This window comes from Pseudomonas sp. R151218B TE3479 (assembly GCF_053629195.1).
The window spans coordinates 4,296,425-4,323,032 of sequence record NZ_JBRJHV010000001.1; the positions used below are offsets into that span (position 1 = coordinate 4,296,425).

At 61.9% G+C, this 26,608-nt stretch carries 23 protein-coding genes; 1 reads left to right on the forward strand and 22 read right to left on the reverse strand.

Annotated elements, in window-relative coordinates; all coding sequences use genetic code 11:
* Positions 1-4 precede the first annotated feature (4 nt).
* The 7 genes from AB7M32_RS18390 to AB7M32_RS18420 all read right to left on the reverse strand — a co-directional run bounded on the left by AB7M32_RS18390 (position 5) and on the right by AB7M32_RS18420 (position 6,903).
* Positions 5-835 carry a phosphodiesterase gene (locus AB7M32_RS18390; RefSeq protein ID WP_454250853.1) on the reverse strand — a complete coding sequence of 277 codons (831 nt, stop codon included), beginning with the start codon at positions 833-835 and terminating at the stop codon, positions 5-7.
* 25 nt (positions 836-860) lie between these two features.
* A complete protein-coding gene (locus AB7M32_RS18395) occupies positions 861-1,892 on the reverse strand; it encodes an ABC transporter ATP-binding protein (RefSeq protein WP_454250854.1) in 1,032 nt (343 codons plus the stop codon).
* On the reverse strand, positions 1,889-2,683 hold the full coding sequence (locus AB7M32_RS18400) for an ABC transporter permease (RefSeq protein ID WP_092326518.1): 795 nt from the start codon (positions 2,681-2,683) through the stop codon (positions 1,889-1,891). The genes AB7M32_RS18395 and AB7M32_RS18400 overlap by 4 nt, the downstream gene beginning before the upstream one ends.
* A complete protein-coding gene (locus AB7M32_RS18405; protein WP_454252164.1) occupies positions 2,680-3,534 on the reverse strand; it encodes an ABC transporter permease in 855 nt (284 codons plus the stop codon). Before AB7M32_RS18405 ends, AB7M32_RS18400 begins: the two co-directional genes overlap by 4 nt.
* A 15-nt stretch (positions 3,535-3,549) precedes the next feature.
* The gene (locus AB7M32_RS18410; protein ID WP_407804323.1) at positions 3,550-4,554 is read right to left on the reverse strand and encodes an ABC transporter substrate-binding protein; all 1,005 of its coding nucleotides are present in this window, start codon (positions 4,552-4,554) and stop codon (positions 3,550-3,552) included.
* Positions 4,538-5,557: a LacI family DNA-binding transcriptional regulator gene (locus AB7M32_RS18415; RefSeq protein ID WP_454250855.1), complete on the reverse strand. Its 1,020-nt coding sequence runs from the start codon at positions 5,555-5,557 to the stop codon at positions 4,538-4,540. Before AB7M32_RS18415 ends, AB7M32_RS18410 begins: the two co-directional genes overlap by 17 nt.
* Positions 5,558-5,694: 137 nt before the next feature.
* Positions 5,695-6,903, reverse strand: coding sequence for an MFS transporter (locus AB7M32_RS18420; protein WP_454250856.1), 1,209 nt, complete (start codon positions 6,901-6,903; stop codon positions 5,695-5,697).
* A gap of 153 nt (positions 6,904-7,056) precedes the next feature.
* Between AB7M32_RS18420 and AB7M32_RS18425 the strand changes: the two genes are divergently transcribed.
* Complete coding sequence (locus tag AB7M32_RS18425; RefSeq protein WP_454250857.1) at positions 7,057-7,938, forward strand: LysR family transcriptional regulator; 882 nt, start codon at positions 7,057-7,059, stop codon at positions 7,936-7,938.
* A 132-nt stretch (positions 7,939-8,070) separates the two neighbouring features.
* Here AB7M32_RS18425 and AB7M32_RS18430 read toward each other — a convergent pair whose 3' ends face one another.
* The 15 genes from AB7M32_RS18430 to ilvD form a co-directional block, all read right to left on the reverse strand.
* Positions 8,071-8,850, reverse strand: coding sequence for an SDR family NAD(P)-dependent oxidoreductase (locus tag AB7M32_RS18430; RefSeq protein WP_454250858.1), 780 nt, complete (start codon positions 8,848-8,850; stop codon positions 8,071-8,073).
* Between the two features lie 59 nt (positions 8,851-8,909).
* Positions 8,910-10,169: a TIGR02270 family protein gene (locus tag AB7M32_RS18435; protein WP_454250859.1), complete on the reverse strand. Its 1,260-nt coding sequence runs from the start codon at positions 10,167-10,169 to the stop codon at positions 8,910-8,912.
* Positions 10,170-10,202: 33 nt separating this feature from the next.
* The gene (locus AB7M32_RS18440) at positions 10,203-11,126 is read right to left on the reverse strand and encodes a hypothetical protein (RefSeq protein ID WP_454250860.1); all 924 of its coding nucleotides are present in this window, start codon (positions 11,124-11,126) and stop codon (positions 10,203-10,205) included.
* A gap of 23 nt (positions 11,127-11,149) precedes the next feature.
* The gene (locus tag AB7M32_RS18445; protein ID WP_454250861.1) at positions 11,150-12,340 is read right to left on the reverse strand and encodes a PAAR-like domain-containing protein; all 1,191 of its coding nucleotides are present in this window, start codon (positions 12,338-12,340) and stop codon (positions 11,150-11,152) included.
* Positions 12,340-13,380: a 3-oxoacyl-ACP synthase gene (locus tag AB7M32_RS18450; protein ID WP_092326538.1), complete on the reverse strand. Its 1,041-nt coding sequence runs from the start codon at positions 13,378-13,380 to the stop codon at positions 12,340-12,342. The genes AB7M32_RS18445 and AB7M32_RS18450 overlap by 1 nt, the downstream gene beginning before the upstream one ends.
* The gene (locus AB7M32_RS18455; protein WP_454250862.1) at positions 13,377-14,489 is read right to left on the reverse strand and encodes a DUF2169 family type VI secretion system accessory protein; all 1,113 of its coding nucleotides are present in this window, start codon (positions 14,487-14,489) and stop codon (positions 13,377-13,379) included. Before AB7M32_RS18455 ends, AB7M32_RS18450 begins: the two co-directional genes overlap by 4 nt.
* 14 nt (positions 14,490-14,503) lie before the next feature.
* Positions 14,504-14,962, reverse strand: a complete 459-nt coding sequence (locus AB7M32_RS18460) for a DUF6484 domain-containing protein (RefSeq protein WP_454250863.1) — start codon at positions 14,960-14,962, stop codon at positions 14,504-14,506.
* Positions 14,963-14,978: 16 nt separating this feature from the next.
* Complete coding sequence (locus tag AB7M32_RS18465) at positions 14,979-17,204, reverse strand: type VI secretion system Vgr family protein (protein ID WP_454250864.1); 2,226 nt, start codon at positions 17,202-17,204, stop codon at positions 14,979-14,981.
* Positions 17,205-17,536: 332 nt separating this feature from the next.
* A complete protein-coding gene (locus AB7M32_RS18470) occupies positions 17,537-18,901 on the reverse strand; it encodes an MFS transporter (protein ID WP_454250865.1) in 1,365 nt (454 codons plus the stop codon).
* A 49-nt stretch (positions 18,902-18,950) separates the two neighbouring features.
* Complete coding sequence (locus AB7M32_RS18475) at positions 18,951-20,180, reverse strand: OprD family porin (RefSeq protein WP_454250866.1); 1,230 nt, start codon at positions 20,178-20,180, stop codon at positions 18,951-18,953.
* 114 nt (positions 20,181-20,294) lie between these two features.
* Positions 20,295-21,659 (reverse strand): MFS transporter, encoded by a 1,365-nt coding sequence (locus AB7M32_RS18480; RefSeq protein ID WP_454250867.1) that lies wholly within the window; start codon positions 21,657-21,659, stop codon positions 20,295-20,297.
* A gap of 81 nt (positions 21,660-21,740) precedes the next feature.
* A complete protein-coding gene (locus AB7M32_RS18485) occupies positions 21,741-23,018 on the reverse strand; it encodes an FAD-dependent oxidoreductase (protein WP_454250868.1) in 1,278 nt (425 codons plus the stop codon).
* Between the two features lie 93 nt (positions 23,019-23,111).
* Positions 23,112-23,594, reverse strand: coding sequence for an aconitase X swivel domain-containing protein (locus tag AB7M32_RS18490; protein ID WP_454250869.1), 483 nt, complete (start codon positions 23,592-23,594; stop codon positions 23,112-23,114).
* Positions 23,591-24,874 (reverse strand): aconitase X, encoded by a 1,284-nt coding sequence (locus AB7M32_RS18495; RefSeq protein ID WP_454250870.1) that lies wholly within the window; start codon positions 24,872-24,874, stop codon positions 23,591-23,593. Before AB7M32_RS18495 ends, AB7M32_RS18490 begins: the two co-directional genes overlap by 4 nt.
* Positions 24,871-26,583 (reverse strand): dihydroxy-acid dehydratase, encoded by a 1,713-nt coding sequence (ilvD, locus tag AB7M32_RS18500; RefSeq protein WP_454250871.1) that lies wholly within the window; start codon positions 26,581-26,583, stop codon positions 24,871-24,873. Before ilvD ends, AB7M32_RS18495 begins: the two co-directional genes overlap by 4 nt.
* Positions 26,584-26,608 lie beyond the last annotated feature (25 nt).

The window sequence follows — 26,608 nt, forward strand, 5'->3', positions numbered from 1 at the left end:
GTTATCAGTCGATCAATCCGTGAGCGTCATAAAAAGGATAGGGCCCGGGATACTCACCCAACACGCCGTTATGGGTCACCAGTCCCTGGGCATGCCAGTGATGCAGCAAATACCCGGGCGGCTCCAGATTGAAATGCGCTGGAGCGGTTTGCTGTAGATCCAACACGATTTGATGGGAGACGCCAGGGCATACACAGCTCAGGCTGCCGCCGAAACGCCGCTGCATCGGCCGATGCAAATGCCCGCACAGCAAACGCTCAACCTGTGGGTGGCGAGCGATGACCTGCTCCAATGCCGGCGCGTTGATAAACGGTTCACGGTCCATGTGGCCGATGCCGCTGATAAACGGCGGATGATGCAAAACCAGCAACGTTGGCGCATCGGGGCGGGCGGCCAGCTGTTCGTCGAGCCAGCGCAACTGGCTGTCCAGCAAGCGGCCGCCATGGGCACCGGGAATGGTGCTGTCCAGGCCGATCAGGCGCAGCGGATGCGCCTCGACGACCCAATCCAAGGGGATTCCGGCCAGGCTTGGCAAGTAGTCGTGATCGGCAAATGCCGCCCGCAGATGCTCGCGGTTGTCGTGGTTACCGGGCACCAAGTAGCAAGGCATGTGCAGGCGCGCCAGTTCGGGGTGCAGCACGGCATATTCATCAGGGCGACCGAAGTCGACCAGGTCGCCACTGATCACCACAACGTCGGGACGCGGCACGCGGGTATTCAAATGATTGATCGCACGACGCAACGCGGCGAGGGTATCGACCACACCATAAGTCAGCTTTCCCCCGGCTTTAAGATGCAAATCGCTGATTTGCGCAACAAGAAACGGACGCTTCAAGACAAACCCTCTGAAAATACGAATGTCACGATGACAGGGTGAACAGCCCTTGCGGCTCGACGGCCAAGGCGATCAGGGCACCCGGGGCGTGGATGACGCTGTCGGTGCTGTCTACCAGTAATGGCTGGGCGGCACCGACCTCCACCAACAGGCGGCTTTGAGCACCCTGGAAAAACTGGCCCACCAGGCGCCCGCGCAGATGCCCCTCGCTGTCCATCACCCGCAAATGCTCCGGGCGGCAATAGACGGTGGCAGGCCGGCCAGCCCCCCGCCATGGCAACTCTCCGCCATGGACTTTCAAGCCTTGGGGTGCGTGCTCGATCACTGGGAAAGCGTTGAGGTTGCCGACAAAACTGGCGACGAACGTGTTGGCCGGTTGTTGGTAGATGTCCCTTGGGCTGGCCAACTGCGCGACGCGACCGTGTTCCATGACCAGAATCCGATTGCCCAAGGCCATGGCTTCGCCCTGGTCATGGGTGACGAACACCGCCGTAATGCCCAGATGGCGTAGCAACTGATCCAACTCGCTGCGCAGGCGCTCGCGCAACTGCGCATCCAGCGCCGCCAACGGTTCGTCAAGCAGCAGTACCCGAGGCTTGGGCGCCAGGGCGCGGGCGAGGGCGACTCGCTGGCGCTGACCGCCGGACAGCTCGTGGATGCTGCGCTTGCCATGATCCTGAAGCCCCACCAGTTCCAGCAACTCCGAGCAACGCTTGTTTCGCTCAGCAGGCGCCATGCCTCGAATTTTCAAGCCGTAGACGACGTTGCCGGCCACATCCAGGTTGGGAAACAACGCATAGTTCTGGAACACCATGCCTACGTCGCGCCGTTCGATGGGCAGGCGGGTGACGTCGGTGTCGCCAAAAAACACCTGCCCGGCATCCGGACGCTCAAGACCGGCGATCAGGCGCAAGGTCGTGGTTTTACCGCAACCGGATGGGCCGAGGATCGCCAGGGTTTCCCCGGCATTGATGGTCAGGTCCAGGTCATGTACGGCAACGGTGCCGTCCGCGAACGCCTTGCGGCAACCCGCCAGGCGAATGGTGGTTCCGGTCATCGTTTTTCTCCACGGGAAAGGCGGGCGCTGATGGCCTGCAACGCAATCAACAGCGGCACGATCATCAGCAGGAATATGAGGGTGTAGGCGCTGGCGACTTCCAACCTGGCCGAGGCATAGCTGTCAGCCAGGCCTACCGGCAATGTTTTGGTCATCGGGGTGTGGAGCATCCAGGTCAGGTTGAACTCGCCCAACGACAGCGTGACGACCATCAAGACCCCGGCGAGGATCCCCGCCCGGCAGTTGGGTACCACTACGCTGAAGAATCGTCGTAGCGGCCCGGCGCCAAGGCTGGCCGCGGCTTCTTCCAGCACGGGCAAGTGCTGACGTTGCATCACCGCCATCACCGGGCGCACCAGGAACGGCAAGGTGAACAGCACATGGCCGACGAGAATGAACAGCCAGCTGCTGCGAAAGTCACCGAATTGCCCATAGGTGAGCAGCAACGCCAGGGCGCTGGCCAAGCCTGGCATCGCCACCGGCAGCACCATCAGTTCCTCGAACGCACGGCTGAAGCGGTTGTTCATCCGTACCAGCGCGTAAGCCGCCGGGACACCCACCACGCAGACGCACAGTGCACAGGCCACGGCCAGTTGCAGGGATAGCCAGACCGTCGGCGAATAGGCCTGCCAGACCTGCTGCAACCAATCGAACGTCAGGCCACTGGCGATGCCCTGGAAATAATTGCGCGTCAGCCCGGCCAGCAGCGACATCAGCACGGGCACCAACATGAATGCGCAGACCAGCAGGGTAAACACCAACTGGCCGATAAACAGCGTTGAGCGTTTCACAAGACAGTCCTCGAATTTTTCGCCAGCCGTCGGGCTAGCAGCAGTACCGCCCAGGTCAGCGCCCCCAGCACCACCGACAGCGCAGCGGCCACGGCGAAATTGGCGTAGTTGGTGAACACGTTGTAGATCGCCACCGGGGTCACGTTCAGACGAGTGCCGAGGGTGAAGGCCGTACCGAACGCCCCCATGGAAGTCGCAAAGCAGATCGCCCCGCACGACACCAATGCCGGTGCCAGGCCGGGGACGATGACATCACAGACCACCCGCCAATGACCGGCCCCCAGGGATTGAGCGGCTTCTTCGAGGCTGCGATCCAGGCTTTCGCAAGCGGCCATCACCGTGAGAATGACCCGCGGGATCGAGAAGTACAGGTAGCCGATACAAAGGCCCATCAGCGAGTAGGCGAAGATCCAGCGTTCACCCGCCAGCTCGAGCCCCAGGCTGGCGAACAACCCTTGGCGCCCGGCCAGCAGGATCACCAGGAAACCGACCACCACGCCGGGGAATGCCAACGGGAAGGTCAACAAGGCGACCAGCAGCGAACGGCCGAAGAAACGTTGGCGGCTGAGAAAAAAGCCACTGATGCCGCCCACCAGGAGCGCCGCGAGGGTCGTTGCCAAGGCCAGCAGGCAGGTCTGTGCCAGGCTGCCCAGGTATTGCGCACTGCCCAGTACTTGCCAATAGCCGCTTTCGCCGCCGTCGCGATGTTGCCCGCCCAGCACGATCAGGTGCGCCAGCGGCAACAACCAGAATGCGAACAACACCGCCGCCGCAGGCGCCAGGGCCCAGGCCGCGGTCAGCCGCAAACGCGGCGCCGTGGACTGGCCCGAAGGGACTCCTCGGGCTTTTATTACCGAGGCGGTCACTTACTTGACCTCTTTCAGATAACGTGCGGAAAAGGCTTCCTGTACTGCCGCCATCTGCTGGTAATCGACCACGCCGGCCCTTGCGTAATCGCTGTCCGGCAGGAACTGCGCAGCGATGTCGGCAGGCATCTTCGTCGCCCGCACCGGTCGCAGGTAGGCCTTGGCCCAGAGCGCCTGGCCCTGGTCGGACAGGACGAAATCCAGGACCTTCTCGGCATTGGCCCGATGCGGCGCGTTGCCGACGATGCTCATCACGTAGGGCACGCTGATGCTGCCTTCCTTGGGGATCACGAAAGCCACGTTGGCCTTGTCCTTGTAACGCGCCCGATAGGCGTTGAAGTCGTAATCCACCAGAATCGGCAGCTCCCCGGACAACACCCGCGCATAAGCGGTCTGCTTGGGCACGATGGGCGAGTTTTTCGCCAGTTTCTGGAAGTAATCGATCGCTGGCGTGAAGTCATCGAGGCTGCCGCCCATCGCCTGGTTGATCGCCACTGCGGAAACGTAACCGACAAATGCGCTGGATGGATCAAGGTAGCCGACCATGCCTTTGTACTCGGGCTTGAGCAGATCGCCCCAGCTTTGCGGAACAGGCAAGCCACCCAGGGCATCGACGTTGACCATGATGCCCAAGGTGCCGGAATGAATGGCAAACCAGTGTCCCTGTGGGTCTTTCAGGCCTGCCGGAATCTGTTCCCAACCCTTGGGTTGATAGGTGCCGACCACCCCGGCTTTTTGTGCCTGCAAACCGAAGGTCACGCCGTAATACACCACATCCGCCACGGGCGCGGCCTGCTCGGCGACCAGTTGCGCCAGTGCCTGCCCGGAGTTCTTGTTATCCAGCGGGACCTGCACGCCAGTGGTATCGGCAATGGCCTTGAGCTGTGTACCCCAGTCGGCCCATTCCGGTGGGCAGTTGTAGCAAATCGCCGTTTCGGCGGCCTGGGCCAGGCTGGCAACGCCGCACAACAGCAACGTCGCCAGGGTTTTACTGAAGCGGATCATCAAGTGTCTCCTCGTAGGATTGAGTACTTTCCCCCGGCCGGATATGGCAGGGCAGGCAATGGGAAACCGGTGTGGCGCCGGCGATCTGCGCCAGCAATTGATCGATGACGGTGCAGGCCAAGGTCTCGATGGGCTGAACCACACTGCACAACGTCGGGTGCATTTGAGTGCCAAGGGCGATGCCATCGAAGCCCATGACCGAGAGCTGCTGGGGCACGTGCCAGCCGTTGCGACGCAGTTGCGCGATCAGGCTGATAGCCAACAGATCGTTGGAGCAAACCAGCGCGCTGAGCGCCTGCGGCCCCTGCAGGAAGGGCTCGATGGCCGCGAAGTCAGCCTGGGTATGGGCGGGCATTTCAATCACCGGCAGGCTGTCGAGGCCGGCCTCGCCCATGGCGTCGCAATAACCGGCGTAACGCAGGCGAGCACGGTCCGATTGCAGGGCCGGGCCGGCGACCATGCCAATGCGCCAATGCCCGGCTTCCAGCAGATAGCGAGTGGCGAGGGCCATGCCGGCGCGGTTGTCCACCGACACGGCGCTGTAGTGCGGATTGCCCGGCTGGTGATAGGCCAGCACAAACGGCGTGTCCTCGCTGTCCAGGCTTTGCAGCACGCGGTTGCTTTCGGCGTCGGTTACCGTGAGGACCAGGCCATCAACCCGCTGGCGCAACAACTCCTCGACCACCACGCTTTCGCGCTCGCTGCTGTAGTCGGTCGTCGCCAGGAGCAGGTTGTAGCCACGCAAACGCGCGGCGCGCTCCATGGCCTGGAATTGTTCGGCGAACACGGGGTTGAGCAGGTTGGGGACCACCACGCCGATCAACTTGGTCACTTGCAGGCGCAACTGACGACCAAGACGATTGGGCCGAAAACCCAACTGGCGGGCGGCGGCGAACACCTGCTCGCGGGTCGCCGGACGCACCACTTCAGGGGAGGCAAAGGTGCGGGCCGCGGTTGCCCGCGAAACCCCTGCCAAACGTGCCACTTCTTTCAAGTCAGCCATTGTCACTCGCTTGAGATCGATCTCATTGGCGAGGACAGTACCCAGGGAGCGTGACATTTCGGCGACACAGTAATGACGATTTGATGTCAGTGACGGGTGTCTATCGCTGATGGCTATTCATTGAGCGGAGTGCATGTTCAACCCATGTCTGCTGTAAAACCGTACTGCCTGGCCGACCACACCACCGCCAACGTCAGCAGCAGGAGAACGACCAGGACCGGCGCAAACGCCACGACTCCCAAGTGGTCGAGCAGGATGCCGCCGACGATCCCGCCGCCGGCAATGGCGAGGTTCCAGGCCGTGACCAGCATTGACTGGGCCAGATCCGCCGCGTCTCCGGCAGTCTTGGCGATGGCCGTCTGGAACAGCGTCCCAGCCCCTCCGAAAGCAACTCCCCAAGCGGCCACCGCGATATACACCGCCGCAGGCCTGTCGCTCATTGCCCCGAGCATCATTGCCGAAAGGGCGAACAGCACCGTACCCACAAGCGTCAACGCCCGCAGATGGCGATCGATCAGCACGCCGACGACCCAGATCCCCAGCAACGACGCGACACCAAAGACCAACAGGACCAGATCCGTTCGATCGCCCAGGCCCGCCGCCGTCAAAAACGGAGCGATATAGGTAAAGAGAATGTTGTGTGCCAGGACAAAAGCCAGTACCACGAACAACACCGAACGAACGCCCGGCAGGGTGAAGACCTGGCCCAAGGCAAGACGTTTGTTGGAGGCCTGCCCGGGAAAGTCAGGCACCTTGAGTCGTACCCAGACCATCAAGGCCACGGCGAACAGGCTCATGAGGGCGAAGCTCATTCGCCAACCGACCAGATTGCCCAGCAGCGTGCCAGCCGGTACGCCCAGAGATAACGCCAAGGGCGCGCCCACCATGGCGATTGCAATCGCTCGGCCTTTCTGGCTTTCGGGCACCATGCGGGCGGCATAACCGGCCAACAAGGCCCACAGCAGGCCGGCCGATACGCCACCCAGCAAGCGCGCGACAAGGGTCAAACCATAATGGGTAGAAAACGTCGTGACGGTATTGGCAACGGCGAAACCGGCGATAGCCGTCAGCAAGAGCGCTCTGCGTCGCATGCCTTGGGTCGCGGCGGTCAATGGAATAGCCGCCAGCAAGGAACCGATCGCGTAGACCGTGACCAACTGGCCGGCGAGGGCTTCGGAGATCGCCAGCCCTTCGCTGATCTGTGAAAGAAGACCGGCGGGCAAGGCTTCGGTGAGAATGGTCACGAACGCTGCCAGTGCGAGGGCAAACAGTGATCCGATGGGGAGCGGCGCGGTGTCCTGGACAACCTCGGCATCGGCGTCGATAGGGGTGTTGGCAATCGTCATGTGTCACCTGCTTGGAGCGCTCCTGACCCGCCGGGACGACGCGGTCAATCGCAGATTGATAAGTGTCGACTACGGTAGGTGCACGTCTTTGGCGAGACAAGAATGCTAGAGTGCACAACACATCGGAAAAAATGTCCGCAATGGGGGGCTGGCGTGGAATCACTGAGCGGGATTGATTTTTTTGTGCGCGCGGCCGAAACCCGCAGCTTTTCAGAGGCGGGCAGGGCGCTGGGCATTTCGTCTTCGGCGGTGGGCAAAAGTGTCGCCCGGCTCGAGGAGCGGCTGGGTGTGCGACTGTTTCATCGCAGCACGCGAAGTATCACGCTGACGGCGGAAGGGACGCTGTTCCTCGAACGTTGCCGGCGTATTCTCTGCGAAGTCGAAGCGGCCGAACAGGAACTGTCGCAAACCCGCAAAGCGCCACGGGGCAAGCTGCGCGTGAGTCTGCCCCTCGTTGCGGACCTGGTCATGCCGACGCTGATCGCCTTCATGCGGCACTACCCCAGTATTGAACTGGACCTGGATTTTTCCGACAGGTTGGTGGACATCATCGAGGAGGGTTTCGATGCGGTCATTCGGACCGGAGAGCCGAACGACTCCCGGCTGATGTCCCGTCCGTTGGGCCCGTTCAAGCTCGTTGTGGTCGGTTCGCCCAGGTACTTCGCCGAACACGGCACACCGCATGTACCAAAGGATCTTCTGCGCCATGCCTGCCTGTTATACAAGTTTCCCAGTACTGGCAAGATGCAAGTCTGGCCGGTAAACGGGGACGGGGAGCCGGAACTCAACCTGCCGGCGAACCTGGTCTGCAACACCACCGAGGCGTTGCTGCACGTGGTGCATGATGCGCTGGGGATTGCCTGCGTGCCGGATTTCACTGTGCGTAAGGCCATCGCGGCCGGTGAGCTGGTCACCGTCCTGGACGACTTCAACAGGCATCAGAGCACCTTCCGCATGCTCTGGCCCTCAAGCAAACACCTGGCGCCGAAACTGCGGGTGTTCATTGATTTCATGAGCAGTGAACTATTTAAATGACTGGCCCAGCCCCCCCTGTGGGAGCGAGCTTGCTCGCGATCGCGGTGGTTCAGTGACAGGGATGCTGGATTGGCTACCCTCATCGCGAGCAAGCTAGCTCCCACAGGGAAAAGGTACTGCCATGGATTCAGGTCAAGGGGCCTTGTTCTCCACCAGGCAGTTGCCGCCATCCACCACGATGACTTCACCCGTGATGTAGCTCGCCTCTGAAGACGCCAGAAAAGCCACCAGTGCCGCCACCTCTTCGGGACGTCCCGCCCGGCCCATCGGCGTGTAGCCTGCCGCGGTGGCTTCCTCGGCAGTGGTCGACCCTGTGGCGATCCAGCCGGGAGCAACGCTGTTTACAGTGACCCCTTGCTGGGCGACTTCCAGTGCCAGGCTCATGCTCATTCCGACCATCGCGGCCTTCGCGGCGCTGTAAGCCGCTTCACCAGGGTTACTGCAGCGGGTGCCGGTCGTGGAGCTGATGTTGACGATGCGCCCGTATCGGCGTGCCCGCATACCGGGCAGAACAGCCCGTGTCAGCAGAAAAGCCGTGGTGAGATTTCGCGCCAGTGTCAGGTTCCAGGTGTGCAGGTCCATGACCGCCAACTCGGAAAAGCTCTCCGGACTGCCTTGCATGGCCATGCCCGCGTTGTTCACCAGAATATCGACCTGCCCCCAGACGGACTCTGCCCACACCATAAACTCACGCACCTGGTTTTCATCGGTAAGGTCGATGGCCCGCCCTTCGACTTCGAATCCTTCGGCACGCAACTGCGCGACGCGCTCGTGGATGCGTGCACTACTCGCGGTGACGATCAATCGGGCGCCGGCGGCGCCCAGCCTGCGCGCGATCGCCATGCCGATTCCGATCTCACTGCCAACCCCACTGATGAGTGCCACAGGGTTCTGTCCAGTTGCGTTTGGCATGGTGCCTCCAGAGGGGGTAAGTGATTGCCAAGTGGCGGGGCGCTATATAAACATCTTGATCAACGCCCGAACACCGCTGTCATCCCCAACAACCGTTTTTGCCGCCAAGCCGGTGCGCTGGTAGGGAAAAGCACCTCGTCTGGGCGGAAGCGGGCGAGACCGCAGGCCGCGGCGATGCGCTGGCGTTGCTGGCCGCGAACAAGGGCTTGCCGAAAGCTGTGTTCGCTATGGGCCAATCCCAGCATGTAACGAGTCCCCGCCTGAAAGTGTCCGCCGTTGGCTTGCCACCATCTTTCGATTGCCTGCGGGTCGGGCCAGGGCAGGTTTTCATCGGGGTCCATGGTGACATTGGGATCTTCAGGGTTGTCGTTCGGGCCTGCATCGAAATCCGGCAGGGCCTGCAATTCCAGATCGAGCAACGCCAGGTCAGCGCCGGTGATCAGGCTGAAGGCTTCACCGGCGACCCGGGCATAGGGCAGGTCGCTCATCTGCTGGATCAACCAGGGCACGCTGACCGGATCGCCCAGCAGGCCAAGGGCCTGGATGCCGATGCGCCGATCCCGGGGATCCTGTACCAACTGCCGTATCCAGGCGATGCTGGATTCGCGTTCTTGCCAAGCCAGCAGTACGCAGAGCGCGCGGTGCTGGAACTCGCCCGGTTGCTCGGCGAATGAGCGCAGAGGCTCCAAGGCCTGCTGATCGCCCATTTGGGTGGTGGCCCAGTTGGCCCAGAAGCGCGTGGCGGCGTCTGCGTGCTGGCGGTGGGCACGAATCGTCGGGAACAGGTCACGCCGACGCAGTTCGCCAGCCGTGCGGGCGGCACGTGCCAGCACGCTTGGGTCGGTATCGGAAAGTCCGGCCAGCAGGGCGGGGCCGGGGTCGTGGCGATGCATGCCGCAGGCGGCCAGGCCGAGGCGGCGGAACAGGGGCTCGGAGGAGGCGAGCATGCGGTCGATCCAGGGCGATATGTGCTCCCAGTCGAGCCACCCCAGGGCCATTAGGTAACCGCGCTCAGTTTGCAAGGCACTGCGCAAATGCTCGCTGAGCCGCGACAGCACTTTGCCGTTAGCCGCTTCGAAAGCCAGCACCACGCTGGCGAACATCTCGCCGGTGGCGTGGGGACTGAGCTGGGCCAGCAGGATTTGCAAACCCGTGGGGCCGGCGATCCGCAGGCCGTCGAGATGGGCGTCGATGCGCTCGTCGAGTGTGCGGAGATCGTCCAGGTCGTAGTGAGGTGCGCGTAATGCATAGTCGCGCAGGACGGCCAGGAAACTGGCTTCTTCGACATGCAGGTCAAGGACGATGGGCAGTGTTTTCATCAGCCATCGATCCTGATGTACGGGCAGGCAGGGTCAGTCAATTTGCAGGCACCGCTTCCAGTTCGCACCATCGAACTCCATGACGTCCTTGGGCCCGATGGACCACATGATCCCATCGGCCGCGCTCAGGTGATAACACGTGCGCGGTGCGTCGTCGCCAAAGTCGATGGGGATCAGCTTGCCGTCCTCGAGGCGATAGACAAAATGGGTGGACGACACGTACAGCTGTCCATCGAAGTACTCCATGCCCCAGAGGTCTTCCCGGGTGCTGTCATGCTCGATCACTTCCCATTGGTCATCGCGGCCCCGCAGCAAGGTGCCGAGCTGGCCGCAGGCATAGGCAAAACCGTCCGGCGCGCAGCGAACCTTGTAGAGCGCCAGGTTGGTCGGGCTGTTCTGCTGGGTGAAGACGGAACCGTCGTACTTCCAGATTTCGCCTTCCCAGCCGACTGTGTAGATTTCCTGTTCGCTGAACCCGTCGATCGATTCGAAGCTGGTGTCGGTGATGGGGGTGTCGCCGACCTGTGCGCTCTGGTCGATGCAACGCCACTGGTCTTCGTCATCGCGGACGTAGGCCTGGCGGCAGGTGCCTACGGCGTAGGCCCGGCCTTTGGCGATGCCGCGGATTTCGCGAAGAGGGCCGCGTTTTTTTGGGTCTACTCCGCAGTTTGCGATGGCCTCTTCCTTTACCGTGCCGCCGCCACTGGCTTCTACCGATCCATCTGTGCCCAGCATCACGTAGCGCTCGATCGGCACATGGCAGACCGTACCGGAGCAGGCAAGCCATGGCACCGTGGCGGCGCCCCAGGCTCCACGATCCAGGGTGATCAATATCGAATCGATGTAACCTTCGCTGATAGCTGCGTCGTGAGTGGCAATCAAATAGCTGAGATCCGAGTAGCGTACAACCCCAGTGCCGACGCTAAGGCCCCTGAAGCGTGAATCTTGAGTGTCCATGTTGATCTCCTGATGTAAGTAAATTAACGGCGAGATACGACTCCAATCATCTCAGCCGCAGCCCTCGCTCGCTCTTGCGGATCGCTAGTCATGGACACACTGGCATTGATCGGCTTCTCCTCGCCCGGGTCCTTTGCCCTGTCGTGATACTCATTCAACTGGCCTTCCAGGCACTCCTGAGAACAATCAGAGTCAGGGAAGGTTTTCCTGGCCGCTTTGGCCCCTGTCTCTGTAGCCTTGGCCCTTGACCATTCACCTTTTGCATCGGCCTCATGCAAGGCCACCACCCCACGCCGGGTATGCATCTGCCCGTGGGTGGCGGTGGTCTGATTGGGCCCCTCGACGCACATTACCGGGGCCTTGTCGGTCTTGTATTTGCTCCAGCCGGCTTTCGTCGGATGCTGGTTCCTGGGTTGACCGACGGAGGCCGGGCCGTCCGTAAAGGAAGCCGAATCTATGAGGTGGTCTCCGGTTTGTCCCGGGCAACATCTGTTGGGTTTATACGGGGCGAGAAAGCAACGCAGCGCCTTTTGGCAAGCGTTTGCGTTGATACTCGTTGCCAAGGACGAATACTCGCCTTGGACCCCGGCGTGTGCAGCCAGATAGGCCGGATCCGTTTTAAATGCATCACCGGCGTTTTTTTTTGCGGCGCTGCGGGCTTTGATGGCATTTTTCAGCTTCTCGGTATCCGGGCAGCTCGTTTCTTTATTGGTGCCTTCGCAAGCGGTGTTGGCTCGTTCCCTTTCGCCTTCGCATTGGGCCACATCCTTGGCAAGAGCCATTCTGTCCGTATAGGGCCAGGGCACGGTATTCCCCGGCTGGGAAGCATGGTTATGGGTGGTCAGGTCCATATGCCGGACAACATTCTTGCCTTCATACTTCACATCCATCGACCAGGAAGTGAAATACACCTTCCCCTTGTTCCGCGTCGTGACGATCCCCTTTTTCGGCGCATTCCCAGCCTCGTCCCCATAGCTGGTCTTGAAGTGGCTCTTGTCCTTGAGCATCACTTCCTTGCCACTGATCTTCACCGTGCGACTGCCCTTGGTCGTGTCCTTGGCCATGCCGGTGTTGGGGTAGGGAATGGGCACACCGAGCGGGGTGGGCGGGGCCTGGGGTGGGGTGAAACAGACATCCGGGAAGCAGGCGATCGACTTGCCGTCAGCCGCCTTGCAGGACACTTCCATATTATTGGCGAAGACTTCGTTGGCCATCAGGCGGCCCTCACAATCTGGTAACTGAGCAGCGCGGCGGCACGTTGGCCGGCGTCGTTGCCCAGGTGGCAGAAAATGTTCGGTCCTTCGCCGTAACCCTTGCGGCTGGCCGCCAGTGCCACGGCGAGCATCACGGGGCCGATGGCGGCGCCGACTTCGCCGATGCAGTCGGCAGGGTGCCAAAGATGGAAGAACTCCTTGCGTACCCGCAGGCTGCGGCTCAGGGCCAGGGAGGCCTCCTTGAAGTAGTACTGCTCGCCGGAAATATCCGTCAGGCGATAATCCATCTGCTCCAACCCGCAGCCGGCCTCGCCCAGGGCGGCCCGTATGGCCTGGGTCAAGCCTTCGGCGCGCAGGGGCAGGTCTTCGGATTCCACCGTGGCCTGTTCCACACCGAAACCCAGACCGATGCAGATCAATTGCGGCTGTTCATTGGCAACGGGAGCGGCCAGCACCACCGCTGCGGCACCTTCGCCGGGGATAAAGCCATTGGAATTCTCGCTGGTAAGCAGGCGTTCGCGTTGTTCGAAAGCGGTCAGGGTCGCTCCATTAAGGAGGGAGTCGACCCCGGCAATGATCACGTGACGATGGCCATCCTTATGTATCAACGCACGCGCGTTGAGCAGGGCCACGGCGGCACTGACCCGGCCTCGCGCGATGACGTAGGAACCAGGATGAAAACGGATGCCCAGTTCGGCTTCGATGGCCTGCAGCAGTCCCTGATCGAGACCGGCGAGGCGACCGGGACGTTCAGCTTCCGCCAGCCCCAGCAACAGCGGGGTCTTTTCCGGGTCGAGCCCCGGAGCACTCTGCAGTGCCTCGGCAATGGCGCGGGCCGCCATCTTGATCAGCTTGGTGCGGCCGCGCCAGGGTTGCTCCAAAGGCACGCTCGCGGCAATCAGCCATTCACCGGCGCCGTCGATAAAGCGGGTTTCCTGGAAGTTGTCGATGGCACAGCGGATCGCCGCGCAGCTCGCCGGCGCGCTGAGGCCGACAGCGCTGACCATTCCCGATCCAATGATGCAAAGCGCGCTCATCAGCCCGTCTCCTCGGGAGAGCGCTTGGCTTTCACCAAGGCGCCAAGTGACGGGTAGTAATCCTTGCCCAGCTCACGGGCACGCCACCACGCTGTGGACATCGTGCCGACCAGCACCTGGGCAATCTCGAAAATACTACGCCGTAGCGGGCGAGCGACACGCCACGTCAACTGCACCTGGCGAGCGTCGGTGTCGATCAGCAAGGTGTCGATCACCGCCGACACCGTTTCATGACCGCCTTTTTTCAGGAAGAAAGTCACCGGTACATCCATTTCGGGGATGCGAAAGCCTGCGCGCTCCTGGGGCGTGAGGTTGAGCAGCTGTACGTTCTCGCCGCCACGCAGGTGAGGAACCTGCTGGTCGTCAGGGGCCGCCTGGAAGTAGCGATTGTCGAAATCCCCTGGCAGAAACGGAAAGCAGTCGGCCAACCAGGCATCGTCGTAAGTACCGGCGAAGCGGGCGCGTTGCGGCCAGCTACGGCCGAGGGGGCCGAGGGCCATGGGGCGAAAGTCGCCAGAGGGGCTGTCGATCGGCTTGCCCAATTCCTCGGTGTTCGGCATTGGCATGCCCAGGATGTCAGCACTATTCAGACGGTGCGGATACCAGCCGCAACCGCTCGGGTTGGCTGGGTAGCAGTGACGCATGTCGGGCTCGTTCGCCATCGGATGGCTGCCTCCAAAGGCCTGGGCATACGAGATGTCCTGCTCGGTGAAGGGCTGGGGTAAGCCAGGAGAAGCACCCAATAGTCCTGGTTGCCATTGCCGGGGACCAAGGACGGAAAAGGCTTTGGTCATCTGACCAACCCGAATGCCCGCGGTCAACTGCGTCACGGGCCGGCCGCCTGGTGCGTAGGCTTTGCCACACACCAGTACATCGCAAAATGGCTTGACCGGGGCGAAGTCCATTTCCTGCAGAGGAGCGCTGAGGCCCGGTTCGCCAAGAAAAGTGTCGGCCATCAGCAACGGTTGCTGGGTGTCAGCGAGGGTCGCGGCGCGGCCGTCCAACGGAAGATCGAAAGTACCCTTGGCCACCACAACCAGGGATTCGCGGCCGTCGCTTGCAATGCCCAGGGTGTAGGCAGCCACCAATTTGCTGGCGTTGAGCAGTTCCATGGATCGCCTACCTTCTAATTAATCTGCACCGAACCGCCCTTGATACGGTTCACGCCGGATGACCGGTTCGAAAGATAGGTCCCACGGATCAGCACCTTGCCCTCACGCGTGAGGGTAATGCTCGCCTTGCCGCAACGCAGGACGATTTCCCGCTCGGCTGTAAACTCCAAGCGCTCGCCGTCCAGGTGGGCGACGGCTGGCGTCGTGGTTTGCGGTAGGCGCTGGATGCGACCGATCACCAGCGGTCGGGTCAGGTCGCCGGCCTCGAACATCAGCGCGACCTGGGCGCCGATGTCTTCGCGGGAGAGCGGGGTGGTGGTGCGCGCGGCGAGGCCCGTTTCGCCGGGGCAGCCCGGGAAGGCCACCACCAGGGCGTCCGCCCCGGGCACATCCAGCAGCACGCCAATCACGACGCCATCCACGCGCGCGGGCGTGGCGGTAGAGGAGACGGGGAAATGATATTCAACGGTCATGGCGCCCACTCCGTGGCTAGTTCTGCAGGATTTTCTGGCCTTTGACGACTACGTTCTTGTTCGCCTTGATGTTGATGGCGCCGGAGCCGTCGATGGTGATGTTCTTGCCGCTGATCACAATGGTGCCGTCCTTCTTCATGGTGATGCTGGCCGCGCCCGTGGTCAGGCTGATGGAGTCGCCAGCGTTGAGGGCGAAGTGCTTGCCCACGTCCAGGCTGTCGTTCTGCTTGATGCCCGTGTTGCGGTTCTGGGCGACGTCGCGGGATTCGTTCTGGCCGATCTGGGTACTCTGGTTGCCGTTGATCTCGATGCCTTCATTGCCCTGGACCGTTTCGTTACGGTTGCCGCTGATGCCGATGGTCTCGTTGCCACCCACGTCCTCGGTCCGGTTGCTGGCGATGGTGATTTTTTCGTTCGCACCGACTTTTTCCGTGCGGTCGGCACCGATGGTGATGGTCTCGTTACTGCCCACGCTCTCGGTGCGATTGGCGCCAATGGTGATTTTCTCGTTGCTGCCGACATCCTCGGTGCGGTTCACACCAATGGAGATGGTTTCGTTATTGCCGACCTTTTCCTTGCGATCCACGCCAATGGTGATGGTTTCGTTGTTATCGACGGTTTCGGTACGGTCGTGTTTAACGTGCACGGTCTCGTCGTTGTCGATGGTCTTGCGGCGGTCATGGCCAACCCAGTGGGTCTCGTCGTTCTCGACCTCGATGTCCTGGTTTTTCTCGGCGTGGATAAACAGCTGCTCGGCGCCTTTCTTGTCCTCCATGCGGATTTCATTGAAGTTGGCCGGCGAGCCGCCCTTGCTTGAACGGCTTTTCACCCCGCTCTGGGTGGCATTGGCGGGCAACCCGTAGGGCACGGTCTGTTCGGCGTTGTAGACGCGGCCGGTGATGATCGGCCGATCCGGATCGCCCTCGAGGAAACTGACAATCACTTCCTGACCGATCCGCGGGAGCTGCACGGATCCCCAGTTCTTGCCGGCCCAGGCCTGGGAGACGCGAATCCAGCAGGAGCTGTTTTCATTGGACTGGTCATGGCGGTCCCAATGGAAATGCACTTTGACCCGGCCATATTGGTCGGTCCAGATCTCCTCGCCACTGGGCCCCACCACCACGGCAGTCTGCGGTCCGCGGACGATGGGCATCGGCGTGAGGGGCAGAGGACGGAAGGCCTGGTTGGCATCCATGCAGTCCAGCTCGCTGACGAACTGTTCGGCGACGTCCGTCTGCCCGCTTTCATAGGCATCCTGACGAATCTGATAACGGGCGGCCACCACCAGATACTCGCGGTTCTGGTCCGCACGGTCGTATCCCGTGAGCGTGAACACATGACCGCAACCGATTCCGCGGGCGCGTCCGCGTAACTGCACACGCTCGAACTGACTGTGAATGGCTTCGATGCGAGTACGGGCATAGTGATCGCCATCGTTGCTCTGGACGTACTCACCGGGGTAGTCGTAGAGCGGGTAGTCGGCGTTGGTGTGGTTGCGCGGTACGCTGGAACGCACCTCAAGGCTGGCGCGCGGGCGCAGGAAGTCGTAGTCGTTCAGCGCCAGCGAGCCGGGTTGGACTTCCCGTGCCAGTTGCCAGTCGTAGAAATGATCGCGCTCGCGCATTTGCCGATCGGGCGGGTAGAAGGGCACCGAGGCATAGTCCGCCGCCGAGGAGTGGGCACCATAGGCATCGGCCAGCACCAGCACATGACGGTTTTTTTCATGGCGAAAGTAGTAATAGATGCCTTCCTGCTCCATTAGCCGACTGACGAAGTCGAAGCTGGTTTCACGGTACTGCACGCAATATTCCCACTCGCGGTAGCTGCCGCTCAGGCTGTCTTCGAAATCGGAGAAGCCGAGGTCACGGAACACCTGCTTGATGATGTCCGGCACCGTCTTGTTCTGGAAAATCCGGCAGTCGGAGGTGCGCGTGAGCAGCCAGAACCAGGGCCGCAGGCTGACGCGGTAACCGGCGAACTGGCCGTGTCCGGTCAACTGCCGGCAACTGCAGACGATGCCGTGGAAATAGCGTTTGCCGCCGTCGTACAGCTCCAGGGTCAGGCCCATCGGTTTGCCCAGCAACTGGTCGAACGTGATCGCTCGGTCTTCGGAGGTCAGGTCCAATTCGTAGTGGAACAACCGCCCCAACTCTTCACTGCCTTCCATGCTTTGCAGCAACAGGACGTCGCCGCCCAGAGGGCTGTCGACCTGCACCAAACGGTGGTTTTGGGTGATTGCCATGAGCGGCTTCCTTGGCTCGGGTTCGGGCGTCAGTTGGCCGTCGTAAGAAAGGTGGCGCCGTAGGCAAGGGCGCCGCCAAAGGGAATGCGAAGGGAAATCGAGTCCAACGTTTGCTGCACATCCACCACAGAGGTGATCTCCTTATCGGTCTGGCGGTCTTTAGCATGTGGCCAGATTGGCAGATGCTGAGGTCAAGATAGGTGACTGAAAGGTCGTTTGCTTAGTTTCATTGGCTATATAGATGATTCTTTAATCGAATAACGAGGAAAGTGAATGCTGACTCGCCCCCCTGGCCATAGGGGGGGCGAAACTGCGTACCCGCTACTGTTCTTCTAGGGTTTCGCCGGGCTCAATTGCTCGGCTTCCATGGCTGAACGTCTATCGATGCGCGCCACGGTGTAGGCGCACACGCCCAGCACCGCAGGACACAGGGCCAATACCGCGAAGCTCTTCACGACAGGCATGCCGCTGTTGAGCACATGGGCACCGAGCAGCGGCCCGCATACCGAGCCGAACTTACCCATGGAGGCGGCCCATCCGGCGCCGTTGCCGCGAATTGCACTGGGGTAGAAAATTCCGGCGATGCTGGTGATGCCGTAGTGACTGCCCTTGACGAAGATGGCGCCGACCATGCTCAGCGCAATGAAGGCGTTACCTTGCAGGTCGCCAATGCCCAGCGCCAGCAGGAAGGGTAATGAAAGCAGGGGATAGATCATCACTGCATAGGGCCCTCGGGTGTCGACGACTCGCATCAGCACAAGCCCTGCCATGGCACCGCTGAAGGACGCGAAGGAGCTTACCCAGGACGCCGTAGCCCGGTCGAAGCCCGCATACTGATACACCAGCGGGCTCCATGACGCGAGGAAGTACATGGCCATGGAGCTTGCGCCAAAGCCGATCCAGATCATGGGCGTGATCCATTTCAGTTTGCCGATGAACAGCTGGCCGACCCGAAATGGCTGGCGGCCGATGTCGATTTCATCGGCCAGAAAATAGCGGTCCCCGGCGCGCACATCGATGCCCGGATCCAGGCGTTTGAGGATTCGCAGCACGGTTTGCGGTTGCTTCTGCTTGCTCACCAGAAACCGCACCGACTCCGGCAGGGAGAAAAACAACAGGACGCTGGAAAGCAGCGTGGCGATACCGCCCAGCACGAACACACTGGCCCAGCCGTACTGTGGTGCGAGCCATACGGTCAGTGGACCGGCTGCCGCGCCCCCCAGGCTGAAGCCGACCATGATGATGGTGATCACGCTGGCACGGTAGCGCTTGGGCACGAATTCGATATTCAGTGCCCAGCACAGCGGCAGCATGGCGCCCAGGGCAAAACCGTTGAGAAAACGCAGCACCAGCAGCGAGGCGTAGCTGTCGGCAAAGGTGAACAGCAGCGTCAGCACACCAAAGGCGCTGGTGGACAAAATGATGGTCGGACGGCGTCCGATCCGGTCGCCGAGATAACCGAAAAAGAACCCGCCCAGCATCATCCCGAACAACCCGATGGAGAAAATGTTGCCCAGTTGCAGTTTGTCCAGGCCGATTTCCTCGGCCATGTAGGCGGCGGTATGGGACAGCATCAACAAGTCGAAACCATCGAGGAAGGTGATCAACACCGACACGCAGATGATCAGATAGTTGAAGCCCGATAGTTTGCGCCCCTCGATCAGGGCGGCGACATCAACGGCGCGAGACGACGTCATGGGTGTTCTCCCGTTAAGACGTATGCGAGCGGGCCCCGGTGGGCAGGGCTCACCACAGTTTCCAGGTGTAAGCCACGATCAAGCGGTTCTCATCGAGTTGCTGGGTCAGGCCGTTTCCGGAGCGGAAGGTGAGGTTGCGCCAACGCACGTTCAGGCCTTCCAGGGCACCGCTTTGGAAAACGTAAGCCAGGTCGGTGTCGCGCTCCCACTCACTGCCGTCGCTGACCGTGCGCGTGTGGATATCGCTGCCTTTTACGTAGCGGGTCATGAACGTCAGGCCGGGTATGCCGAGCGCGGCGAAGTCATACTCGTAGCGCAACTGCCAGGACTTCTCGTTGGCTTTGGTGAACGAGTTGTAGGTGACCAGGTTCGCCACATAGGGCGTGCCGGTATCGATGACTGGAAACACACTTTCACCCGACAGCCGCTGGAACGCCGCGGAGAAGCGCTGGGCCCCGACGGTCAGGGTGAACATGCCGTTGAAGTTGCGGTTGTCGATCTTCCCGGCTTTTCCAACACCGATATCGTCGCTGTCGACGTAGCGCAGGTCGGAGCGCAGGCTCACGCCTTCCCCCAGGGGCAGCACATGGATCAGGCCGGCGAACTGCTGACGGTAGATGTCTTGCAGCTCACCGTAGTGGTAGCGCAGGGTCAGTTGCTTGCCGACGGTGTAATCGCCACCGAGCAGGTCCAGGTGATCAGTGCTTTGGCCGGCATAGCTGATGTCGTCGTTGCTGGATGAGTCGCGGCCATTGGCTTTGGTCAGTCTTGCCGCGGTGACGGTCAAGTTGTCGAGCTCGCCGGACGTCAGGTAGGCGCCGGTGAAGGTGGAGGGCAGCAGCCGGGTATCGCTGTAATACGCCAGCGGATGAATCGGCATCAGCGTTCCGACCTTGAGCTGGGTCTTGGACAGGCGCATTTTTGCGGTCAGCCCCAGTTCGCTGTAGTCGTCCACCGGTTGATTGCTGTCGGGGCCATAAGGCAACAGCCCACCGCCACGGCGGCCCGCGCCGGAATCGAGCTTGATCCCCAGTTCACCCAGGGCATCGAGTCCGAAGCCAACGGTGCCTTCGGTGTAGCCCGATTGAAGCTCGGCAATGAAGCCTTGGGTCCATTCCTCGGCCTTGGCCTGAGGCGCGTCGCTCTGGCGGAAATCGCGATTCAAGTAAAAGTTGCGCGTCGTCAGCGTCGCGCTGCTGTCTTTGATGAAGTCCGCATGGGCGCAGGTGACTGGGCCACAGAGCGTCAGGGCGGTGGTGAGGAGAAGGTTCCTGTTCATTTTTATTGGTCTCAGGATCAGTAGGATTATTCAGGACGAGTCTTGCCTGACCGCGTCGATAGCGACGCGGTACGGGCTGCCTGGGTCAGGCGCGGTAAGCCGGCAGAAAGGTGCTCAGGTTTGTGACGGGGCGGGCAGTGGGTCTGCCCCGCGATGGCGGCGTGTCAGGTGGCCAATGACGAAGGCACAGGCCGCCAGCACGGCGGGGCAGACCGCCAGGACCAGGAAACTCTTGACCACCGGCAGGCCACTACTGAGCACATAGGCGCCCAGCAATGGGCCTAGGATCGAGCCGATCTTGGCGATGGAGGTGGCCCAGCCGGCGCCATTGGCGCGAATGGCACTGGGATAGAACACCCCGGCGATGCTGAGGATTCCATAGTGGGAGCCTTTGACGAACACGCCGCCGACCAGGCTCAACATCAGGAACGCGGTGCCTTGCATGCCGGTGATGCCCAGTACCAGCAGGAAAGGCAAGGCCAGCAACGGATAGATCATCACCATGTACGGTCCACGGGTATCGACGAAGCGCATCATCGCCAGGCCCGCCATCGCACCGCTGAACGATGCGATCGAGCTGACCCACGACGCTGTCGCACGATCGAAGCCAGCGTATTGATAGACCAGCGGGCTCCAGGAGGCGAGGAAATACATGGCCATGGAGCTGGCGGAGTAACCCAGCCAGATCATGGGCGTGATCCATTTCAAGCGACCGATGAACAGTTGGCTGACCCGAAATGCCTGGCGCCCGATGTCCGGCTCGTCCAGCAGGACGAATTGGTCAGTAGGAAGCACGTCCAGGTTCGGGTCCATGCGCTTGAGAATCGCCGCGATTTTCTCCGGCGCCTGACGCTTGCTGGCGAGGAAACGCACCGATTCGGGCAGGGTGAACAACAACAGCACCCAGGCGAACAGCGTGACCACGCCGCCGAACACGAACACGCCCTGCCAACCGATATGCGGCGCCAGCCACACCGTCAGCGGGCCGGCCATCGCGCTGCCGAGGCTGAACCCGACCATGATAATCGTGACCACCGTGGAGCGATAACGCTTGGGAACGAACTCGATGTTCAAGGCCCAGCACAACGGCAACATGGCGCCCAGGGCGAAGCCGTTGAAGAAACGCAGGACCATCAGCGACGCGTAGCTGTCGGCCATGACAAACAGCAACGTCAACAGGCCGAACGAGCAGGTGGAAAACAGAATGGTGGGGCGCCGTCCGATGCGGTCCCCCAGGTAACCGAAGAAGAACCCGCCCAGCATCATGCCCAGCAGGCCGATGGAGAAGATTTCGCCCAGTTGGATCTTGTCCAGGCCGACCTCATCGGCAATGTAGGAGGCGGTGTGGGAGAGCACCAACAAGTCGAAGCCGTCGAGGAAGGTGATCAAGACCGAAACCAGAATCACCACGTAGTTGAAACGTGACAGTTTGCGCGCCTCTATAAGCGCCGCGACATCCAAGGTACGGGACTGTGACATGTGCGTTCTCCACTGCATTTTTTATTGTTGTCGGAGTGGCGCCCCCCGTTCACATGGCGGGCGCATCGAACTGCTTGAAACCTATTCCAGATTGAACGCCAGCCGTTCGCGCAACACCTGCGCGGGTATATCACTCAGGCGACCGTCCGGGCCAGCCAGATCCAGTGCATGGGCGGCCGCGGCCCCCATGGCGATACACGGCCCCATCACGCGCACACTCGACAGCGCGGCCGCGTCGGCGTCAATGCAGCGGCCCGCGACCACCAGGTTATCGCTGCCTTCGGGAAGCATGCTGCGCAACGGCACACTGTGGACATGATCGTCGCCAAAGGGCTCCCACTGGTAACCGGTGCTGTCGCCGTGCAATTCCACCGGCCAGGACGTGCGCGCCACCGCATCCGCAAACATCGTAGCGGCTCGCACTTCATCGGTGGTCAGGTGATGTTGGCCGACAATCCAGCGGGTCTGGCGAATGCCGGGCAGTGCATACGCCCGTACCTTGGCCTTGCCGTAGGCCTGGGGGTACTCCGCTTTGAGGAACTGGATCACTTGGTCCACCTGTTGGCGCCCGGCGAGGGCGACGTGAGACGCGGCGACCGGATCCAGGGGCGTTTCGATATGCGTCATGTTGAACGCCGCCGTGCCGCGTCCGGGGAACTGGAAGAACAGGCCGTCGTCGCGCTCGATACCGTAGTGCCTGGCTTTTTCCTTGACCCGTTCAGTGAATTGCGCACGCGTCGGCAGGTGGGCTTCATCGATATGCTCGAGAACGAACATCTGGGTGCCGTAGATGGGCGTGTCCGGCTCGCGACAGGCGAGCCCGGCATTCCAGACCAGCGCCGCATCGCCGCTGGCATCGATAAAGCCGTTGGCCGCCACGCGCACGTCGCCATAACGGGTGGCCAACTCCACTTCCTGGACCCGCGTGCCTTCGCGCACCACCTCACGCAATACCGCACCGAGCACCACGGTGATGCCAGCGTCGAGCACCTTTTGACCAATCCAGCGACCGAGGGCCACTTCGTCGTAGTAAACCACGGTGGTCAAGGGACCGATGGCCTGGTGCAAATCGCCCGAAGCGCCCAGGTCGCGAAGGATGCCGTCGGCGATGCCATGGGTCAGCAACTGGCGGTTCGGACCATTGGAGAACAAGCCGCAAAAAGTTCCGATGATCGAGCCGACCGCCTGGCCGCCGAGCATGGGCAGGGCATCGAACAACACGACGCGCTTGCCGAGCGCGGCGGCCTCCAGGGCGGCGGAAATACCGGAAATACCCGCGCCGGCAATGCAAACATCAGCCTGCAGGCGTTGCGGGGTGGGGGCGCTGGTACGGCGTACCGTGCGAATGACATGAGCCATAAAACTTCCTTTGTGGTGTAAAAAAGGCAGCCGACCCCGAACCCGTTGACCGGTGGTCACGGGGAGCGGTTGTTTTCAGCAGGTTTCTTCGGGTTACGACGGTGCTGGCGTTCGCTGCGGACCGTTGGGCTGTTGCGGTGTGGGCGGGTCACTGCGCGATGGGCGTGGGGTCACTTCGACGATCCCGGCGTCGGCATCGACGCGCACCCAGTCCCCGGTACGGATCCGCTGAAGCGGGTCCTCGGTAAAGCCGGTCATGGCGGGTGCATGCACGACCACCGCGCCCAGGCCCATTTTCGCGGTCATTTCATTGAACAGCATGGCGCCAGGGGCCACGCCGGCGAGACGGGCGATATGGAACTGCGAGGACCAGCCGGACGAGCCCTTGGCACCCGGAAACACCAGGACTTTGCCGGCGAAACTGATGCCCTTGAGTTCGTGGCGGGTCTCAATGACGGTGCCGCTGCGCGGGTCGATGCCGCCCCAGCCAGAGATGCGGTCATGGGTCACCAGGGCTTCGCCTTCGAAGCAGCCACCAACGACCTTGCGGCCTCGTAGCGTAAAGGTTGCGCTCATCTCAATACTCCTTTCCAACGGCCGTCGATGGCCGCCTGGACGCATTCGGCGGTGGTGCCGAACCACGCCTGGATGCCCATGATCGCCGGCAGGTAATGGGCCTGTTTGGCCGAGTCCACGGCCGCCACTCGCGTGCCCTTGGGCAGCACCTTGCCGATCGCCGAGCAGGTATCGGTCATCACATGCCCGCCGGCCTGTTCGATGATGCGGGTGTAACCGGCCACGTCAGCCAGTTGCTTGATCGACGCTGCGGTAAATATCCAGAGCTCGGTGTTCGCACTCAGGCGCTGGCCTTCCAGCAGTTGGCAGACTTCCCAGATTTGTTTGAGGCTGTAATGCGGACAGCCCAGCATGACGAAATCGACTTGTGCATCGTGCGCCGTGACGTTGACTTGCTCGTAGGCCCAGCGTCGTTCGGCTTCACCGAAGCGCAAGATGGCTGAAGGCCGGGAGGCGCCGAACGCTTGCTCGCGGGTAAGTGCTTCCGGCGTGACCCCGACCAGGTGATACATCTCCACGCCACCGCTGGAAGCTGCCGCCGCGCCGAAGTGCTTGAGGCGAGCCAGATTGGGCTGGTGGCTCACGCCCTCGATGACCGGGATACAATCCTGCACCTGTTCACCGACCCAGTAACCGAGCAGTCCCCAATCGGCCGTGGTGCTCACGTCGATGTCCAACTGGATCAGGTGGGTGCCGCGACGGTTCTCGTCCAGGTGCAGGCCCCAATAGGGAATCTTGCCGGTCAGCATCGCCGCGCCCGTGCTTTCCCGGCCCTCGGCGTTGGTCCGGGCGCCGAGGACCGAGTTGATGTAGATCACGGCGGAAGACTCCATCCAGGCGCAGTGTTCGCCTTTCACCGGTACGTTGCCGACTTGATAGGGCGTGCAGGTGTTCAACGGTTGTACGCCCAGGCCGCTGCTGTAGGCCTGGCCGGTTTCATAAATGCGTACCACGTCCTCGCCAATGCCCTGACGCTTGGCGTGCCGAGGGTCGATGCCTTGTTGCAGATGACTGCTGAAGACCTTGACCTTGGGAATCTGGACCACCTCGGCGCTGTCGAGGTTGAACTCGCTGAACACCGCGTCCATGCCGCCCTCACGTTCGGCGTACTGACGCAAGAAAGGGGTGGTGGCACCGATGGTTCCGGCCACATTCCGCGTGTCCACCAGGCATTGCGCATCCAGGGCCTCGCCATAACGCACCAGCAGGTCCATGGCTTTCTGCACGGCCGGGCCTTGATCGCCGGCAAGCATGGCTTTCTCGTCGTCGCGCAACCTCATTGCGGTTGTTCTCCAGCGTGGGTGATGTCACGCGGCTTGATCAGTACCGCACCGCGCTCCATGGAGGACACGTTATGGCGGTAGATATCCAGCCAGCCGCCGCCGAACTGTGGCGCCAGAGGCTGCCAACGGTCGCGCCGCGCCTGCATGTCGGTTTCGCTGACATCGGCGTCGAGGCTGTTGTGGTCCAGGTCGATGGTGATGATGTCGCCGTCTTCGACCAGCGCCAACGGGCCACCGACGGCCGCTTCAGGCGCGACTTCGGCCACCACCAGCCCCTTGCACACCAACCCTGAAAGATGGCCGTCCGTCAGCATGGCCACGTGGTCGCCGAGCCCGGCACCGTCGATGGCGAACACCACTTTCGAAGCGCCACCGCCCATGGCCGGGCCGCCGCGCACACCGGCACCGCGCATGACCACCACGTGGCCAGGCTGTATGCGGCCATCCTGCAAGGCTTGGATGGCATCGGCGGAGCGTTCGAAACAGATTGCAGGGCCTTCGAAGCGGCGCATCTTGTTCGGGTCGATGCCGTATTTGACGATGCCCGCTTGGGGCGCGATGTTGCCACTGAGCATCACGATGGCGGGCTGGGTGGCGAAAGGGTTGTCCAGCGGACGGATCACCGCGTCATCGCTGACGGTCACCCCTTGCAGGTTTTGCTTCAGGGTTCTCCCGGTGACCGTCAGCACGTCGCCATGCAGCAGCGGTTCCAGGCGCTTGAGCAGCCCACGCCCACCGCCCGCGGCCTCCATCTGCTCGATGCTGTGTTCTCCCACCGGCCGCACACCGACCAGCACCGGCACCTTGTTTCCCAGGTCCCTGAAGAGTTGATAGACGTCGACCTCGACGTCGCCTTCGGCGGCCACCGCCTGCATATGTTTTATGGTGTTGACGGAGCCGCCCGCGGCGAGAATGGTCGCGACGGCGTTGGCAAAGGCATTGGGGGTCAGGATATCCCGAGGCTTGAGGTCTTCCTCGACCATTTCCACAATGCGCTGGCCGGCCTGGCGCACGAAATCGAACATCTGCGGGCTGTTAGCGGCAATCGGCGCGCTGCCAGGCAGGGCCATGCCCAGGGCTTCGCACACCAGGTGCATGGAGTTGGCGGTGCCCATCCCCGAACAGACCCCGGGGCCCTTGATGGCATTGCGGGCCATGCCGGCCAGCTCCTCGACCGGCAGTTTGCCGGTCACCACGTGCATGGAGCTGATAAAGACGTCTTCGATATCGACATGCTTGCCGTTGTACTCGCCACTTGGCTGGTAGCCGCAGACCACCACCAGGGTCGGGATATTCAGGCGGGCGGCAGCCATCAGTTGGCCGGGTACCGTTTTATCGCAAGAGGCCAGGCAAATCATGCCGTCGAGCTGGGCACCTTCGACCGCGACTTCGATGTCGTTGGTGATGAGGTCACGGGCGGCGAGCATGTAGGCGCCGCCGGCACCGGCACCGGTGATGAAGTCGCTGGGGGCGGCAGTGCGAATCTCGAAGGGCAGGGCACCAGCATCGCGTATCGACTGCTTGAGGACGTCCGCGATGCCATCCAGGTGACTGAAGCAGATCGCCAGGTTGGAAGATGAGTTCACGATGGCGATCTTGGGTTTCTCCAACTCGCTTTCGTCGATGCCCAAGGCACGCCACTGGGCGGCGCGCACAGCCCATAAATAAGAGCCATAGGGGAAATTGCTGCGCAGCTTCTTGGGCATGGTGTGCTCCGTTATTGTTATGGGA